Raw genomic sequence first — 16,274 nt, forward strand, 5'->3', positions numbered from 1 at the left:
GCGATCCGTACGTTGATTGTGTGGTGATGCACGCTTTTGGCGGTTATGTGCTGAGGTTAGGTTCGACTGCGGGGGCGGTCCTCCTCGGGGGGAGTCTCTTGGCCGGGTGCGGGCAGGCGCACAGCACTCATGCCGTCCTGAACGTGGACGAGCCGACGGCGCTTGTGGACCGGGCCGTCCACATCTCGGTCAGTGGGTTGCGCGCGAAGGACCGGATCAGCGTGACCGCCACCGCGTCCGACTACCAGGGGAAGCCCTGGCGTGGGGAGGCGACGTACCGCGCGGACGCTCATGGCGTCGTTGACCTGGAACGCGACCGTCCGGCGTCGGGGACCTATGCGGGCGTGGACGGCATGGGCTTGTTCTGGTCGATGAATCCGCCCAGCGGCGACCCCGATCAGCAGGGCTACTACCTGCAGGAACCGTCCTTCCAGGTGACGATCGGCGTGACCTCGCACGGGAAGCGGCTGGCCCAGCGGACACTGACCCGTCAATGGCTCGCGTCCGGCGTCACCCAGAAGACGTTCATCCCCGCCGCCGACAAGCTCTCCGGCCACTTGTACCTGCCTCCGGCTGGGACGCCGCGCCATCCGGGCGTGCTGCTGATCGGTGGATCCGAAGGCGGAGACTCCGGGCTGGAAGAGGCCGGACTTCTTGCCTCGCACGGCTACCCGACCCTCAGCGTCGCCTACTTCGCGGGGCCAGGGCTGCCCAAGTACCTGGAGAACATTCCCATCGAGTACTTCGCGCGCGCCGCGCGCCTGCTGGCCTCGCAGCCGGGTGTCGATCCGGCCCACCTGATCGTTCAGGGGTACTCCCGGGGAAGTGAGGCGGCACTTCTGGTCGCCCAGCTCTACCCCGGCATCGTTCACGGCGTCATCGACTACTCGCCTTCGGCCAACGCGGGTGCGGGCTTCCCCGACAACACGGGCAGCGCATGGACGAACGGGGGACATCAGATCGCGCTGGGGCCCATTCCTGTCGACCACATCAGCGGGCCTGTCCTGGCCATCGCCGGATCCGAGGACAAGTTGTGGGTCTCGGAGGTGTCGGTTCGACAGATCATGAGCGAGCTCGACGCCGCCCACGATCGCTTTCCCCACCGGGCGTTGGTGTACCCCGGGGCCGGGCATGGCGTCGGAACCTACCCCAACGTCGCTGACGGCACGAAGCTTCGGCATCCGGTGACCGGTGCATTGACGGATATGGGCGGGAGTCGTCCGACGAACGCTGTCGCCAAGCGGCAGAGCTGGGATCAGGTGCTCGGGTTCCTCGCGGGGCTCGGGCGTTGAGCGTCAGCCGAGGATGAGGGGGAGTTTCGCCGGGAAGTCGGCGAGGGTGGCCTTCTCCTCGGTGGTGAGGGTGCGGCGGCCGGTGCCTATGAGCAAGGCGTCCTTGTCGGACAGTGTCTTGGGGAAATCGGCTCCGGCAATGCGTTCGAGGAGGGCGCGGGACGCCGCGACGGTTTCGGCGGGTGGGTCGGCGGCGTTGGGGAGGTGCGCGATCAGGTCCAGGTGGTGCAGCGTCCACTCGATGACCAGGTGGCAGGCCAGGTTGCGGACCGACCATCCGACACATCCGGACGGACGCTCGAAGTCCTCGTCCGGGGTCTCGGCGACCGCCGCCAGCAACGCCGTCCAGGCACGCGAGAAGTGATCCACCCGCCGCACGCTAACTCCGGCGGGCACCCCTCACAAGGACGTCTCCCGCCCCGGCGGGATGGTCAGACCTTCAGGCCGAGGGAGGCCACCAGGTCGCGCATCTCGTCCTGGTAGGTGGTCGTCGGGTCGTGGATGAGCGGCCTGACGTGGCCGTACACCTCCAGGGCCAGCGGGCCGTGCATGCGTCCCCAGATGCGCAGCGTGAGGGCGAGGGCCTCCGGCGGGAAGTCGGGGAACTTCTCGCGGACGTGGGCGGTGAGCGAAGGGTCGAACTCGTCCCAGGTGTAGGCGCGGCCGCCCGCGTGCAGGGGCGCGGCCGTGGGCCACGCGGCGGCGACGAGGCCGGTCAGGGCGGTGCAGGCGCGCAGTTCGGCGGCCTTGCCGGGACCATCGGCCGGCGCCTGGTAGCCGGGGACGGGATCGCCGTAGATCAGCCGGAACCCCTCGGGACGGCTCAGCGCCCACGCGCGGAAGGCCTCGGCCCACGCCATGATCCGGCCGCCCGGATCGTCCTCCGGGACGGCGTCCCGGGCGGCCTCGGCGGAGTTCACGAGCGAGCTGTAGACGTCGCCGATCAGCACCGTGACCAGGTCGTCCCGGGTGCGGAAGTAGCTGTAGATCGCGCCCGCCGTCATGCCCATCTCGCGGGCGATGGCGCGCAGCGAGATCGCGTCCGGACCGCCCTCGGCCAGGAGCCGCAGGGCGATCTGCTTGATCTCTTCGCTGGCCTGGGCGCGCAGCCGGGCGCGGCGGTTCGGCGTTCGCGTCGTCTGCTCGGTCACGCTTGACAGTCTACAGCGTTGGGCTACTGTACGGCGTACCGCTTTTTGAACGGCGTGTAGTAAATCAACAGCATGTAGGTGGATGATGGACCGAGATCGGCTACGCCTTGGGCTGCTCGCGTTGACGCAGCTCATCGTGGCTTTGGACTACAACATCGTGTACGTCGCGCTGCCCGACATCGGGAAGGCGCTCGGATTCGGCCCGTCGTCGGTGCAGTGGGTGGTCAGCGCCTACGCGGTCGGGCTCGGCGGGTTGCTGCTGTTCGGCGGACGGGCCGTGGACCGGCTCGGGCCCCGCAAGATGTTCATGATCGGTCTGGCGCTGTACGGCGTGGCCTCGCTGGCGGGGGGCCTGGCGTCCGGGGCGGGGACGCTCATCGTGGCCCGCGCCGTCCAGGGAGCGGGCGGGGCCCTGCTGACCCCGGCGACGCTCACGCTCATCTACCGCGGCTTCGCCGAGGGACCCGAGCGCAACCGCGCGCTCGGCGCCTGGGGCATGGCGGGCTGCGCGGGACTCGCCGCCGGATCGCTGCTCGGCGGCGTGCTCACCAACTACCTCGGCTGGGAGTGGGTGTTCTACGTCAACGTGCCGCTGGCCCTCGGCTGCGCCCTGGCCGCGCCGAAGCTGCTGCCCGCCGACCCGGCCCGCACCTCGGGATCCTTCGACCTGCCGGGCGCGATCCTCGCCACCGCCGGCTCGGCGCTGCTGGTGTTCGGCCTGGCCAGCGGCCCGGACGCCGGATGGCTGTCGCTGCGCGGGGCCGGTGCCCTGGCGGTCGGCGCCGTCCTGCTCGTCGCGCTTCTGGTCCTGGAGTCCCGCACCCGGGACCCGTTGATCCCGCTGCGGCTGGCGCGCAGCCGCGGCCTGGCGACCACCATGATCGTGATCGCCCTGTTCCAGAGCACGCTCGGCGGCGGCTACTACATCCTGGTCTCCTACCTGCAGCCCGTCCGCGGGTACAGCTCGCTGGAGGCGGGGCTGACGTTCCTGCCGCTGACGCTGGTCAGCATGTACGGCGCCCTGAAGGCCGCCCCGAAGGCGATCGGCCGCTGGGGAGTCCGCACCACGCTCGCCCTCTCGATGATGGGCGCCGGCGTGGGCATCGCCGTGACGATCGCGGGCACCACGTCAGGCGGCGGCTTCTGGACGCTGCTGCCCGGCAGCATCATCTGGGGGCTGTTCGGCGGCGTCGGCTTCGTCGCCCTGTTCGCCTCCGCCGGGGCGGGGGTGGCGCCGGACGAGCAGGGCGTCGCATCCGGCCTGGCCAGCACCGGCAAGGAGGTCGGCGGAGCGATGGGCCTCGCGGTCTTCGTCGCCATCGCGACCTCCTCGTCCCGCACGCTCCCGGGCCTGCACGCCACGGGATGGACGGCCGCGGCCGTCACCGTCATCGGGGGGCTGGTCGCCCTCGCGCTCCAGTCCCCCCGATCCGTTTCCAGTTCCGAAAAGTCACCTGTTCTCGAAGGAGCCAATTGATATGAGCACCACCAGCGAGCTCGTCCAGAAGTACTTCGACATCTGGAACGAGCGGGACGCCGACACCCGCCTGGCGTGGATGAAGGCCTTCCTCACCGAGGACTCGACCTACTCCGACCACGACTACGAGGTCCTGCGCGGGTACGACGCGCTCACCGAGGCGATCGGCACCGCTCACGGGAAGTTCGGCGACCTGACGTTCACCTTCGACACCGTGGTCGCCGAGCACCACGACCGGGCGCTGGTCAGCTGGAAGCTCGGCACGGTCGCCTCCGGTTTCAACGTGGTCGAGTTCGACGGGAACCGCATTCGCAGTGTCGTCGGGTTCGTCGCCTGAGTTGTAGTAAAAGCATGTCGGCTTTCTCCGGTTGAAGGAGAACGGCGTCCCGGCCCCGAGAGGGGGCTGGGACGCCGTTTGTTACTTCAGCTCAGCGGACGCCGTAGGCGCGGATCAGGGTTTGGTCGACGATGCCGTTGACCTGGGTGCGGAGGGAGACGTAGCCCTTGGCGGGGTTGCGGAAGGCGGCCTTCCAGCCGGTGCCGTCCTTGATGACGGGGGCGGGCTTCCAGGTCGTTCCGTCGTCGGTGGACGTCCAGACCTTGGGGGTGGTGCCGGTGGTGAGGCCGTCGGGGGTGAGGTTGACGGTCTGGAGGGAGTTGGCGGGGGCGCGGTTTCCCGCGTCCAGGCCGGGGACCTTGTAGCGGACGACGCCCAGCGGCAGCGTGGCCTTCTGGTCGGTGACCTTCACGTTCCAGGTGATGTGCTGCTGGGAGGAGAGGTCCGACCAGGAGGCGGAGCGCTTGGCGTTGACGGTGAGGGTGTACTTGCCCGGCTTGGCGGGCTCCCAGCCGTCGAGGTAGCCGGGGATGCCGCTGAGGGCGACCACGGAACCCGAGGCGTCGGTCAGCTTCGTGTCGCCCTGGGTGAACGGAGAGGAGGCCACAAGAGTCTCGGCGTCCGCGCTGTTCATCAAGGGCACCTGGATGAGGTTCTGACCGTCGCTGTTCGGGGTGAACGTGCCCTGGCCAGGGCCGAACGGTCCCTGACCCCAGGTGCGCGCATACTGGCCGGGGTGAGGGAACCGCTCCTTTCGCATGAGGTAGTCGCGCTGCTCGAAGACACAGGACGCGTCGACGATCGACGAGTCCACTCCCCAGTCCATGCCGGGCGTGAAGTACTCGGTGCGCTCAGCGGGCAGCGCACCCACCTTGTTGTTGAGGCTGAGCTCCACATTGGTCGCCCAGACGGGGAAGCTCTGGCGGTTGGCGCAGCTCCGGCCGCCCGAACTCGCGTGGCGGGTGCGTACCTCGGCGAGGTCCGCAGTGCGCACGCGTACGGTCGGGTCGGCCGGGATCCCCTTCAGCGACGAGCTGATGTTGTAGACGTACGGGCTGCCCTCGGCCGCGCCGCCCTTGGTCAGCTGCGCGGTGATGTCGAGCTGCAGGTCGTCTCCGGGCGCGGCGGGCGTCACGTAGTTGTCGTCGCCCAGCAGCAAGGCGACCGCCCGGTACCGGCCGCCGAGGCGCTGGGAGATGGCCGCGACGGTGGAGAGGGACGCGGCGCCGGCCCGGTCGGACTCGACCCGGACGGGACGCGCCGTCCGGCCGTCCAGCGTCACGGTCGTGTCGGCGCTGACGCTGACCTTGGGTTTGTACAGCAGGACGCTGGTGGACCGGCCGTTCGGCGCGGTGTCGTGGATCCGGGAGTCGACGATGTAGTCGCCGTCCGGGACGGGCCCCTCGGCGTGACCGTTCACCACCTCCAGGGGAATGCCATCGTCCCCGTTCAGCGGCCAGGCGAAGGCTATGGGGCCGCGCTCGGTCGAGGGCGTCTCGCCGTCGCGGTCCAGGAGGTTCACCTTGAGGACGCGCTCCCCGGCCGCCGCGACCTTGTGCGGACGGCGCGTCCTCGCCTCGGGGTTCGAGCTGATCCCGACCCTGCCATGCTGGAACGTTCCGTTGGCTTTGGGGAGCGGGACCGGCCCGCGGGCCTTGCGGGCGGGAGCCGACTCCGCGGGAAGCGCGTTGGCGGGGAGCGCCATACCCGCGCACAGTGCCGCCGTCGAGACCGCCACCGCCGCCTTGAACGCGTTTGCTGCATTGAACGCCATGTGATTCCTCTCGTGGTGACGTCGGCGCTCGGCGCGCCGCCGTCAAAGGACGTCGGCCGGAAGCTCCGGCCGCTTTCCCAAGCGCGTTCAGCGGACGCCGTAGGCGCGGATCAGGGTTTGGTCGACGATGCCGTTGACCTGGGTGCGGAGGGAGACGTAGCCCTTGGCGGGATTGCGGAAGGCCGCCTTCCAACCGGTGCCGTCCTTGATGACGGGGGCGGGCTTCCAGGTCGCGCCGTCATCGGTGGACGTCCACAGCTTCGGGGTGGTGCCGGTGGTCAGGCCGTCCGGGGTGAGCGAGACCGTCTGGAGCGAGCTCGCGACGGCGCGGTTTCCCGCGTCCAGGCCGGGGACCTTGTAGCGGACGACGCCCAGCGGGAGGGTGGCCTTCTGGTCGGTGACCTTCACGTTCCAGGTGATGTGCTGCTGGGAGGAGAGGTCCGACCAGGGGGCGGAGCGCTTGGCGTTGACGGTGAGGGTGTACTTGCCGGGCTTGGCGGGCTCCCAGCCGTCGAGGTAGCCGGGGATGCCGCTGAGGGCGACCACGGAACCCGAGGCGTTGGTCAGCTTCGTGTCGCCCTGGACGAACGAGTAGGTGCCCGCGAGCGTGTCGGCGTCCGTGCTGTTCTGCAACGGCACCTGGATGAGGTTCTGACCTTCGGTGTCCGGGGTGAACGTGCCCTGAGCAGGGCCGAACGGCCCCTGACCCCAGGAACGCGTGTACTTGCCGGTGTCGAACCGCTCCTGCCGCTGGTAGAAGTCGTAAGCAGTGAAGTCGCAGGACGCGTCGGTGACCGCCTGGGTGTCGTACCACTCCACGCCGGGCGTGTAGTACTCGGTGCGCTCACCGGACAGCGCGACCTTGCCGTAGGTCAGGAGCTGCACATCGGTCTTCCAGAACGGCGAGGACTGCCGCGCGGAGCAGGCCCGGCCGCCCGCACCCGCGTACCGGGTGCGGATCTCGGCGAGGCTCGACGTGCGCACGCGGGCGGTCGGGTCGGCGGGGATCCCCTGGAAGGACGAGCTGATGTTGTAGATGTACGGGCTGCCCTCGGCCGCGCCTCCCTTGGTCAGCTGCGCGAGCACGTCGAGCTCCAGCTCGCCGCCGGGCGCGGCGGGCGTGACGTAGTTGTCGTCGCCCAGCAACAGCGTGATCGACCGGAACCTGCCGCCGATCCGCTGGGAGACGGCCGCAGCGGTGAACAGGGTGGCGGCGTCCGCGCGGTCGGCCGTGACCCGGATGGGACGCGCCGTCCGGCCGTCCAGGGTCAGGGTGGTGTCGCCCTTGACCGTGACCTTCGGGTTGTACAGCAGGACGGTGGAGGTCCGGCCGCCCGGAGAGACATCGTGAATCTTGCTGTCGACGATGTAGGCGCCGTCCGGGACGGGGCCCTCGGCGTGGCCGTTCACCACGTCCATGTGGAGGGGCTCGTCCCCGTTCAGGGGCCAGATGTAGAGCCGGTTGGCGCGGTCGGTGGAAGGGGATTTGCCGTCCCGGTCCAGGACGTCCACCTTGAGGACGTGCTCACCGGCCGCAGCGCGCGCGTGCGGACGGCGCGTCTTCGCCTCGGGGTCCGTGCCCGTCCTGATGAGGCCGCGCTGGTGGTGTCCGCGGTCCTTGGGCGGGATCGGCACCCAGCCCGAACGCGCGGGACCCGGTTTCACGGGAGCCGACTCCGCGGGGAACGCGTAAGCGGGGAGCGCCATGCCCGCGCACATCGCCGCCGTCGAGACCGCCACCGCCGCCTTGAGCGCGTTTGCTGCGTTGAACGCCATGCGATTCCTCTCGTGGTGACGGCGGCGCTCGGTGCGCCGCCGTCACGAGAGGTTCGCCGGACCGTCCGGACGCTTTCCCGGACGTCCTCCGGGCGCTAGCGGAGTTCGCGCTTGAGGATCTTTCCCGTGGCGGTCATCGGGAGCTCCTCGCGGAACTCGACGACGCGCGGGTACTTGTAGTTCGCGAACTGCTCCTTGCCCCACGTGACCAGCTCGTCCTCGGTGAGGGACGACCCGGGCGTGCGGATCACGTACGCCTTGATCTCCTCGCCGTGCGAGTCGTGCGGGACGCCGACGACGGCCACCAGGGAGACGTCCGGGTGGGTCATCAGGACCTCTTCGAGCTCCCGCGGGTACACGTTGTACCCACCCCGGATGATCATGTCCTTGGACCGGTCGACGATGAAGTAGTAGCCCTCGTCGTCGCGGCGGGCGATGTCGCCGGTGCGGAACCAGCCGTTCTGAATCGCGGCCTCGGTCGCCTCGGGCCGGCCGTAGTAGCCCTTCATGACGTTGTGCCCGCGGACCGCCAGCTCGCCGGGGCCCTCGCCCTCGACGTCCTTCCAGTCGTCGGTGATCAGCTTCATCTCGACGCCCCAGATCGGCAGGCCGATCGAGCCGGGCTTGGTCGGACGGTCCGGACGGTTGAACGACGCGACCGGCGAGGTCTCCGACAGGCCGTAGCCCTCGAGGATCTGGCGTCCGAACTTCTCCGTGAAGCCGTTCAGCACCTCCATCGGGAGCGCCGCGCCGCCGGACACCGCGACGGACAGGTTCTCCCGGATGGTCGCGATGTCCTCGGCGGACGTCTCGTGCGTGAGCAGCCCCCAGTACATCGTCGGGACGCCCGCGAAGAAGTTCACCTTCTCCTTGACCATGAGCCGGATCGCCTCGTCCGCGTCGAACCGCGCCTGGAGGATCATCGTGGCGCGCCGGTAGACGCTGACGTCCATGACGCAGACCTGCCCGAACACGTGGAACAGCGGCAGCGTGACCAGCGTGGTGTCGTGGGCGGTCCGCGCGAACAGCGTGTCGTCGACCATCGTGTTCATCAGCAGGTTGCTGTGCGACAGCTCCGCGCCCTTGGGCTGGCCGGTCGTCCCGCTGGTGTAGATGATCACGGCGGTGTCGGCCGGCCCGGCCGCGTGCGGCTCGAACTCGCCGGACTGCCCGGCGAGGGCCGCCCAGAAGAGCTCGGCGCCCTCGATCGGGGACTCGGTCGCGGCCGGGTTCGCGGGCAGCAGGAAGAAGTGCTCGCAGCCCTCGGCCCGCTCGAACCCGGCGTACCCGGTCTCGCCGAGGGGCAGCTGCGGGGTGCCCTCGAAGCAGAAGAGCGCCTTGGCGTCGGAGTCGTCGAGGTGGTAGGCGATCTCGCGCGGCTTGAGCAGCACGTTCAGCGGGACGACGACCGCGCCCGCCTTGAGCGCCCCGAAGTACACCATCGGAAAGTACGGCAGGTTCGGCGAGGAGAGCGCGATCTTGTCGCCCGGTCCGATCCCGCGTTCCCGCAGCAGGTTCGCGACCTGGTTCGCGACCGTGTTCAGGAACGCGTAGGACAGCCGCAGATCGCCGAAGACGAGGGCGTCGCGGTCGGGGGTCTCGCGGGCGGCGTCCTCCAGCAGGACGGACAGGTTGTACATGGCACTCCTCGCGCTGAGTCACCAGGTGGTTATTACTGACGAGTTTATGCAGATTTGCCCACATCCTTGCCGATGGGGGCCGGGGCGCGCCAGCCCCTGACGTGGGCTTTCTTACTGCAGGGATGCTGAACGTCCTGTATTGGTGGATGTGTCGCCTCCGATCGCTAGCATGGCGGCGACGCGTCCCAGGGGGCGCGCGGGAAGCGCGGCGGAGGCCACCCGGGTAGGCCGCCCGGGGGACACCGCCGCCAGGCGGCCGTCCGTCCGGGCGTCGGGGCGGCCGACCGGGCCGCGACAGAGGGGAACGTGCCACGTGCTGATCATCTTCGGCTTCCGGGTCGTGTACTTCACGCTCGACCGGGGCGTGTTCCACTGCCCGAACTGCGGCGGCGACCGCGACTACCGGCGCCGCCAGGGCCGCAACTTCTTCACCCTGTTCTTCATCCCGCTGCTGCCGCTGAACCGGACCGGCCCCGAGATCGCCGAGTGCGACACCTGCCACGGACGCTGGACGACCGCCGTCCTCGCCGTCCCGACCAGCGCGCAGCTCGGCGCGATGCCCGGCACGCTGCTGCGGATGGCCGTCGTCCAGGTGCTCCGCTCCGGCGACGTCACCTTCCCCGGGGCCCGGGAGCGCGCGGTCGAGGTCGTCCGGCAGGCGGGCGCCGACTACGACACCGCCGCCCTGGACGCCGACCTCGGCCGCTCCTTCGACGACATCCGGGTCGAGATGGCGCGCTCCGCCGACACCCTCGCCCCCGAGGCCCGCGAGAACATCCTCCGCGCCGCCGCCGAGATCGCCCTGCTGGACGGCCCGCTCACCTTCTCCGAGGAGGAGACCCTGAACGCCGTCGGCGCCGACCTCGCGCTCACCCGTGTCCAGATCACCGGGGTGCTGTCCCTGGCCCGCGAGTCGTCCGGGCACTGATCACGGTACCGAGACCGCCCGCCGTCCTTCCGGGGCGGCGGGCGGTCGTGGTCGTGGTCAGGCTCCGAAATCGACGTCGGAGCACTGGTAGAAGGCGTTGCCGGTGTCGGCGATGGTCCACACGGCGAGGATCATGTGGCGTCCGTGCTTGACCGGCAGCGTCCCGGTGTGCGCGATGCTGTACGGCGGGATCCTGCCGCCGTAGTCGACCTCCAGGAACGGGGTCAGGTCGAGCTGGTCGCGGGTGAGCGGCTGCGTCGGGTCCCAGCCGTCCCGGGTGACGAAGTAGCGGAACGAGGTCGTGGCGTGCGCGGCGGTCAGCGTCCAGGTGAAGGTGAAGGACGCGCCGGGCGTGAGGGACACGGCGGGCCACGTGCCGCCGCGCGGGTCGTCCAGCGGGGCCCAGCGGGAGTCGCCGGCGGCGCAGATCGTGCCGTCGGCGGGCCCGGCGTCCGGGAACCCCTTCGGGCCCTCGGTGCTCTGCGGCTCCCACTGGATCGGGCCGCAGTCGGTGACGACGTCCTCGCTGCAGAGCAGCGCCCGGCTGGGCGGTGCGGTGGTGTAGCCGTGCGCGAGGGCGGGCGCCGCGCTGAGCAGCGGCAGGCCGAGTCCGGCGACGGCGGCGAGCAGGAGCGTGGTCCTGCGGGGCACGAACGCGAGCTTTCCGGGCATACGCGTCTCCTTGGCGGGGGGAGCCCCCGGGGTGGGGCACTCCGGAGCGGTGCGTGGCCGGGGCCGGGGGAACCGGCCCTTACTGACAAGAAACCTTCCTGTCGGATCCCCGTCAACCCCCGTCCCCCGGAAGCCGGGGCGGCGCTCGGGGAAGCCGGGGGCCTTGCCCCTGCGCTACTCTTGGGGTATGCGAGCCAGGCTGCTCCTTGGACCGCCGCGTTGACGCGATAGAGACGCGTCGGCGCGGCGACCCCTCCTGTGCGAGGGGTCTTCGCATGTTCCGGGGCCCTCACGGCACGGCCAGGGCACGGAACCCCAGGGCAGTCGGACCATCCCGTTTCAGAAGGACCGGAGTAGCGACCGTGAGCAGCGACGAGCAGTACGACCCCCGGGCGGTTCAGGACACGTGGCAGGCCCGCTGGGCCGAACTCCTGCCGTTCTCCGCCGCCGAGGAGGACGACGACCGCGAGCGCCGCTACGCCCTGGACATGTTCCCCTACCCGTCCGGCGACCTGCACATGGGCCACGCCGAGGCGTACGCCATCGGGGACGTCCCGGCGCGCTACTGGTTCCAGCGGGGCTTCAACGTCCTGCACCCCATCGGCTGGGACTCCTTCGGCCTGCCCGCCGAGAACGCCGCGATCAAGCGCGACTCGCACCCCGCCGAATGGACCTACGCCAACATCGAGACGCAGGCCGGGTCGTTCCGCCGGTACGCGCCGTCCTTCGACTGGACGCGCCGCGTGCACACCTCCGACCCCGAGTACTACCGCTGGACGCAGTGGCTGTTCCTGCGCTTCCACGAGCGCGGGCTGGCCTACCGCAAGGGCGGCCGCGTCAACTGGTGCCCGAACGACCAGACCGTCCTAGCCAACGAGCAGGTCGTCGGCGGCCACTGCGAGCGCTGCGGCGCGCTGGTCGAGAAGCGCGTCCTGACCCAGTGGTACTTCAAGATCACCGACTACGCCGACCGGCTGCTGGACGACATGGAGCAGCTGGAGGGCCACTGGCCCGAGCGCATCCTGCTGATGCAGCGCAACTGGATCGGCCGCTCCACCGGCGCGGACGTGACGTTCGTGATCGAGGGCCGCGACGAGCCCGTCACCGTCTACACCACCCGTCCCGACACGCTGTACGGCGCCACGTTCATGGTCGTCGCCGCCGACGCGGCCCTGGCCGAGGAGATCGTCGCCCCCGAGCAGCGCGCCGCGTTCGAGGCGTACCGCGACGAGGTCTCGCGGGAGAGCGAGATCGAGCGCCTGTCCACCGAGCGCGAGAAGACCGGCGTGTTCCTGGGCCGGTACGCGGTCAACCCGGTGAACGGCGAGCGCATCCCGGTGTGGGCCGCCGACTACGTCCTGGCCGACTACGGACACGGCGCGATCATGGCCGTCCCCGCGCACGACCAGCGCGACCTGGACTTCGCGATGAAGTTCGACCTGCCCGTGCGCGTCGTCGTCGAGACCGGCGAGGCCGACCCGGCCGAGACCGGCGTCGCCACCTCCGGCGACGGCCGCATCGTCAACTCCGGCCCCATCGACGGCCTGGCCAAGGCCGACGGCATCGCCAAGATCGTCGAGGTGCTGGAGGAGCGCGGCACCGGCGCGGCGTCGGTCAACTTCCGGCTGCGCGACTGGCTGGTGTCCCGGCAGCGGTTCTGGGGCTGCCCGATCCCGATCATCCACTGCGACGCGTGCGGCGACGTCCCCGTCCCGGACGACCAGCTGCCCGTCGTCCTGCCGGACAACCTGCGCGGCGCCGACCTGGCGCCCAAGGGCGAGTCCCCGCTGGCGTCCGCGCACGACTGGGTGAACGTGCCCTGCCCCAAGTGCGGCGGCGCGGCCCGGCGCGACACCGACACCATGGACACCTTCGTCGACTCGTCCTGGTACTACTTCCGCTACTGCTCGCCGCGGTACACCGAGGGCCCGTTCGACGTCGAGGCCGTCCGCAAGTGGATGCCCGTCGACCAGTACACCGGCGGCGTCGAGCACGCCATCCTGCACCTGCTGTACAGCCGGTTCTTCACCAAGGTCCTGCACGACATGGGCATGGTCGACTTCACCGAGCCGTTCCGCCGCCTGGTCAACCAGGGGCAGGTCATCCTGAACGGCGCGGGCATGTCCAAGTCCACCGGCAACCTGGTCGACCTGGGCGAGCAGATCGACGAGTTCGGCGTGGACGTCGTCCGGCTGGCCATGCTGTTCGCCGGCCCGCCCGAGGACGACATCGACTGGGCCGACGTCTCCCAGCACGGCATGCTGAAGTTCCTGGGCCGCGTCCACCGCATCGCCTCCGAGGTCGCGTCCGGGCCGGACGCCGACCCGGCGGTGGGTGACGCCGCGCTGCGCCGCGTCACCCACCGCACCATCGACGAGGTCACCTCGCTGGTCGAGGCCAGCCGCTTCAACGTCGCGATCGCCCGGATCATGGAGCTGGTGTCCGCCACGCGGCGCGCCATCGACTCCGGCCCGGGCGCGGCCGACCCCGCCGTCCGGGAGGCCGCCGAGACCATCGCGGTCACGCTGTCGCTGTTCGCGCCCTACACCGCCGAGGAGACCTGGTCCCTGCTGCACCGCCAGGCGCCGGTGATCAAGGCCGGATGGCCCGTGGCCGACCCGGCGCTGCTGGTCGAGGAGTCGGTGACCTGCGTCGTCCAGGTCGCGGGCAAGGTCCGCGACCGCCTGGACGTCCCGCCCGCCATCACCGCCGGCGAGCTGGAGGCCCTGGCCCTGGCCTCGCCCAAGGTCCAGGACGCCCTGGGCGGCGCGTCCGTCGCGAAGGTCATCGTCCGCGCCCCGAAGATCGTCAACATCGTTCCCGCCTCCAAGTGACCCTCCGGGGCCGAGCCTCCACCCAGGGGGCTCGGCCCCGGCCCGGCGACGCGCGCGCGATGTGCTGACGGACCTGGAGACATGAGTAAGGGGCCGCCCCGCTCGGGAGAGCGGGACGGCCCCTTGCCTGGCGTGCGCGGAGCGCCGAGGAGGTCAGGTCACATCTTGCGGAGGACGGCGACGACGCGTCCGAGGACGCTGGCCTCGTCACCGGGGATCGGGTCGTAGGCCGAGTTCGCGGGCATCAGCCAGATGTGCCCGTCGCGGCGCTTGAAGGTCTTCACCGTGGCCTCGCCGTCGATCATGGCGGCCACGATGTCGCCCTGCTCGGCGACCGGCTGCTGCCGGACGACGACCCAGTCGCCGTCGGCGATCGCGGCCTCGATCATCGAGTCACCGGACACCTTCAGCAGGAAGTGCGTGCCCTCGCCGACGAGCTGCTTCGGCAGGGCGAAGACGTCCTCGACGGCCTCCTCGGCGAGGATCGGCCCACCGGCGGCGATCCGCCCGACGAGGGGGACGTAGGCGGGCGCGGTGCGGCCATGGGAGTCGACGACACCGGCGGGGGCCTCGAAGTTCTCGTCCTCGGTGCGCACCGGCGTGGCACCCGGCACCCGGACCTCCACGGCGCGCGGCCGGTTCGGGTCGCGGCGCAGGTACCCCTTGCGCTGCAGCGCCCGGAGCTGGTGCGACACGCTGGAGGTGCTGGTCAGCCCGACCGCCTCGCCGATCTCGCGCATCGAGGGCGGATAACCGCGCCGGGTCACCGAATCGCGGATGACCTCCAGCACCATGCGCTGGCGCTGGGTCAGGCCGCTCTCGTCGCTGGGACCGTCGGGCAGCTCCCGGACCTTGCTGCTCATCGCTCGTTCGCCTCCCGGCGCGTCGCTCCGTCACTCCTCGTCACGGCACGATATCGCGGATCCGCTTAATGATCAAACAATTGTTCGAAGACGGTCCTCGATTTTCCTCTCTCGGTGCGCTACAACATCGTACATCCGTTCGATCGAAAACATTTTCGATCAAGAACGATGGTGCACGCGCGGCGAAGGGGGCTGACATGGCGGTGCAAAAGGCCCGAGGGGGACACGTCTCGGCGAACGGTCCGTCCGTCCATTCCCGTCGCCCTGGGCACCTCCACCTCGTCCCGCCTCTGCCCCCGGCCGAGAAGGCTCCCCAGAACGCACGTCCCACCCAAGACGCCTCGATCCAGGCCAATCCGCCAATGCGCCTTGCCCGAAAGTCCCAGGGCGCACGGTGCGGCCTGGGTGGCCACGGGCCTCAGGGGGTGCGGGGTGGCGAGGGCAGGGAGTGCGCGCCGGGGGTTCGGATCACTCGGCGGGGGTGGGGGGTGCTCGCCGGGGGAGCGGCGGTGCTGGTGGCGCTTCTGGGGTGGGGGGTGTCGGGCCTGCCGGACGGGCTTGATCATCGGGATCGGGCGGTGCCGGACGGACATAGGGTGGTCCCGGTCGTGGTGCGGCCGGGGGACACCCTGTGGGGGATCGCGGGGCGGGCCGAGCCGGGGGCGGATCCACGGCCCGCCGTGAAGCGGATCCTGGAGCTGAACGGGCTGCCGGACGACGCGCTCGTCCAGCCCGGGCAGCGGCTGAACGTGCCCGTGCCCTGAGATCGGGAACATGCCGGGTGAATTCGGTGTTCGCGCAGGTCATCACGGGTTTTGCGGTGACGGAAGGTGATCGGCCGGACGCGACACGCCGACGGCGGCGCCGGGACGCTCGGTGTGACCAGGGTCTACGCGCGAGGGGTTCGTTCCAGGTTGCGCAGCCGTCCCCCGCGCTCTACGGTTAACCACAACATCTAGTAGTTACACGGGCGTCATTAACCACAAGTTGTGTCTTGTGGGGGCGGTTTCGTGGACAAGGCTTGACCGTCGGGAGAGGGAGGGACGCGTGCACTGCCCGTTCTGCCGGAACCCCGACACCAAGGTGATCGACAGCCGCTCCACCGACGACGGCGGCGCCATCCGGCGCCGGCGGTCGTGCCCGGAATGCGGCAAGCGGTTCACCACCCAGGAGAACGTCCTGCTCATGGTGGCCAAGCGCAGCGGGGTCACCGAGCCGTTCTCCCGTGACAAGATCGTCGCCGGGGTGCGCCGGGCCTGTCAGGGCCGCCCGGTCGACGAGGACGCGCTGGCCAAGCTGGGCCAGCGGGTCGAGGAGGCGCTGCGCGCGGCCGGATCGGCCGAGATCCCCTCCAACGAGGTGGGCCTGGCGATCCTCGGACCGCTCGGCGAGCTCGACGAGGTCGCCTACCTGCGGTTCGCCTCGGTGTACCGGGGTTTCGAGTCGCTCGACGACTTCGCGCGCGAGATCGAGGTGCTGCGCCGGGCTGCCGGCGGTACGGAGACCGGCGCGGCCGGGCCGGCCGGGCCG

14 protein-coding genes are annotated in these 16,274 nt (G+C 70.5%); 7 read left to right on the top strand and 7 right to left on the bottom strand.

Annotated elements, in window-relative coordinates; all coding sequences use genetic code 11:
* The first annotated feature begins 143 nt into the window (after positions 1 to 143).
* Positions 144 to 1,292 (top strand): acyl-CoA thioesterase/BAAT N-terminal domain-containing protein, encoded by a 1,149-nt coding sequence (locus tag EBO15_RS26070; RefSeq protein ID WP_199744814.1) that lies wholly within the window; start codon positions 144 to 146, stop codon positions 1,290 to 1,292.
* Positions 1,293 to 1,295: 3 nt separating this feature from the next.
* Here EBO15_RS26070 and EBO15_RS26075 read toward each other — a convergent pair whose 3' ends face one another.
* Complete coding sequence (locus EBO15_RS26075) at positions 1,296 to 1,661, bottom strand: maleylpyruvate isomerase N-terminal domain-containing protein (protein WP_122197080.1); 366 nt, start codon at positions 1,659 to 1,661, stop codon at positions 1,296 to 1,298.
* Between the two features lie 62 nt (positions 1,662 to 1,723).
* Positions 1,724 to 2,443, bottom strand: coding sequence for a TetR/AcrR family transcriptional regulator (locus EBO15_RS26080; protein ID WP_233616439.1), 720 nt, complete (start codon positions 2,441 to 2,443; stop codon positions 1,724 to 1,726).
* A gap of 82 nt (positions 2,444 to 2,525) precedes the next feature.
* On the opposite strand from EBO15_RS26080, the gene EBO15_RS26085 reads away from it, so the two are divergent.
* Both EBO15_RS26085 and EBO15_RS26090 read left to right on the top strand, forming a co-directional pair.
* On the top strand, positions 2,526 to 3,920 hold the full coding sequence (locus EBO15_RS26085; RefSeq protein ID WP_122197082.1) for an MFS transporter: 1,395 nt from the start codon (positions 2,526 to 2,528) through the stop codon (positions 3,918 to 3,920).
* 1 nt (position 3,921) lies between these two features.
* Positions 3,922 to 4,257 (top strand): nuclear transport factor 2 family protein, encoded by a 336-nt coding sequence (locus EBO15_RS26090; RefSeq protein ID WP_122197083.1) that lies wholly within the window; start codon positions 3,922 to 3,924, stop codon positions 4,255 to 4,257.
* Between the two features lie 91 nt (positions 4,258 to 4,348).
* Here the strand turns inward: EBO15_RS26090 and EBO15_RS26095 are convergent, their stop codons facing one another.
* The 3 genes from EBO15_RS26095 to EBO15_RS26105 all read right to left on the bottom strand — a co-directional run bounded on the left by EBO15_RS26095 (position 4,349) and on the right by EBO15_RS26105 (position 9,447).
* Positions 4,349 to 6,031 carry a hypothetical protein gene (locus tag EBO15_RS26095; protein ID WP_147481652.1) on the bottom strand — a complete coding sequence of 561 codons (1,683 nt, stop codon included), beginning with the start codon at positions 6,029 to 6,031 and terminating at the stop codon, positions 4,349 to 4,351.
* An 87-nt stretch (positions 6,032 to 6,118) separates the two neighbouring features.
* Entirely contained in the window at positions 6,119 to 7,807 is a 1,689-nt protein-coding gene (locus tag EBO15_RS26100; protein ID WP_122197085.1) for a hypothetical protein, read from the bottom strand.
* Between the two features lie 95 nt (positions 7,808 to 7,902).
* Positions 7,903 to 9,447 (bottom strand): long-chain-fatty-acid--CoA ligase, encoded by a 1,545-nt coding sequence (locus EBO15_RS26105; RefSeq protein WP_122197086.1) that lies wholly within the window; start codon positions 9,445 to 9,447, stop codon positions 7,903 to 7,905.
* Positions 9,448 to 9,760: 313 nt separating this feature from the next.
* Here EBO15_RS26105 and EBO15_RS26110 point away from each other — a divergent pair, with 313 nt between their 5' ends.
* Positions 9,761 to 10,375: a zinc ribbon domain-containing protein gene (locus tag EBO15_RS26110; protein WP_122197087.1), complete on the top strand. Its 615-nt coding sequence runs from the start codon at positions 9,761 to 9,763 to the stop codon at positions 10,373 to 10,375.
* Positions 10,376 to 10,432: 57 nt separating this feature from the next.
* Here EBO15_RS26110 and EBO15_RS26115 read toward each other — a convergent pair whose 3' ends face one another.
* On the bottom strand, positions 10,433 to 11,047 hold the full coding sequence (locus EBO15_RS26115; protein WP_122197088.1) for a lytic polysaccharide monooxygenase auxiliary activity family 9 protein: 615 nt from the start codon (positions 11,045 to 11,047) through the stop codon (positions 10,433 to 10,435).
* A 362-nt stretch (positions 11,048 to 11,409) separates the two neighbouring features.
* Here EBO15_RS26115 and leuS point away from each other — a divergent pair, with 362 nt between their 5' ends.
* Positions 11,410 to 13,881 carry a leucine--tRNA ligase gene (gene leuS / locus EBO15_RS26120; RefSeq protein ID WP_233616440.1) on the top strand — a complete coding sequence of 824 codons (2,472 nt, stop codon included), beginning with the start codon at positions 11,410 to 11,412 and terminating at the stop codon, positions 13,879 to 13,881.
* 158 nt (positions 13,882 to 14,039) lie between these two features.
* On the opposite strand, the gene lexA is transcribed toward leuS, so the two are convergent.
* Entirely contained in the window at positions 14,040 to 14,744 is a 705-nt protein-coding gene (gene lexA, locus EBO15_RS26125; RefSeq protein WP_122197090.1) for a transcriptional repressor LexA, read from the bottom strand.
* A gap of 509 nt (positions 14,745 to 15,253) precedes the next feature.
* Between lexA and EBO15_RS44435 the strand changes: the two genes are divergently transcribed.
* Positions 15,254 to 15,508, top strand: a complete 255-nt coding sequence (locus EBO15_RS44435; RefSeq protein WP_158628357.1) for a LysM peptidoglycan-binding domain-containing protein — start codon at positions 15,254 to 15,256, stop codon at positions 15,506 to 15,508.
* A gap of 283 nt (positions 15,509 to 15,791) precedes the next feature.
* Positions 15,792 to 16,274 (top strand): transcriptional regulator NrdR (gene nrdR, locus EBO15_RS26135; RefSeq protein WP_122197092.1); only part of this gene is annotated, 483 nt, incomplete at its 3' end.

Source organism: Actinomadura harenae (genome assembly GCF_003696215.1).
Lineage (GTDB): Bacteria > Actinomycetota > Actinomycetes > Streptosporangiales > Streptosporangiaceae > Spirillospora > Spirillospora harenae.

Excerpts from the sequence above, each read along its gene's own strand:
- EBO15_RS26115 (WP_122197088.1), bottom strand. The coding sequence starts at position 11,047 with ATGCCCGGAAAGCTCGCGTTCGTGCCCCGCAGGACCACGCTCCTGCTC.
- EBO15_RS26105 (WP_122197086.1), bottom strand. The coding sequence starts at position 9,447 with ATGTACAACCTGTCCGTCCTGCTGGAGGACGCCGCCCGCGAGACCCCC.
- lexA (WP_122197090.1), bottom strand. The coding sequence starts at position 14,744 with ATGAGCAGCAAGGTCCGGGAGCTGCCCGACGGTCCCAGCGACGAGAGC.
- EBO15_RS26090 (WP_122197083.1), top strand. The coding sequence starts at position 3,922 with ATGAGCACCACCAGCGAGCTCGTCCAGAAGTACTTCGACATCTGGAAC.
- EBO15_RS26095 (WP_147481652.1), bottom strand. The coding sequence starts at position 6,031 with ATGGCGTTCAATGCAGCAAACGCGTTCAAGGCGGCGGTGGCGGTCTCG.
- EBO15_RS26085 (WP_122197082.1), top strand. The coding sequence starts at position 2,526 with ATGATGGACCGAGATCGGCTACGCCTTGGGCTGCTCGCGTTGACGCAG.
- EBO15_RS26100 (WP_122197085.1), bottom strand. The coding sequence starts at position 7,807 with ATGGCGTTCAACGCAGCAAACGCGCTCAAGGCGGCGGTGGCGGTCTCG.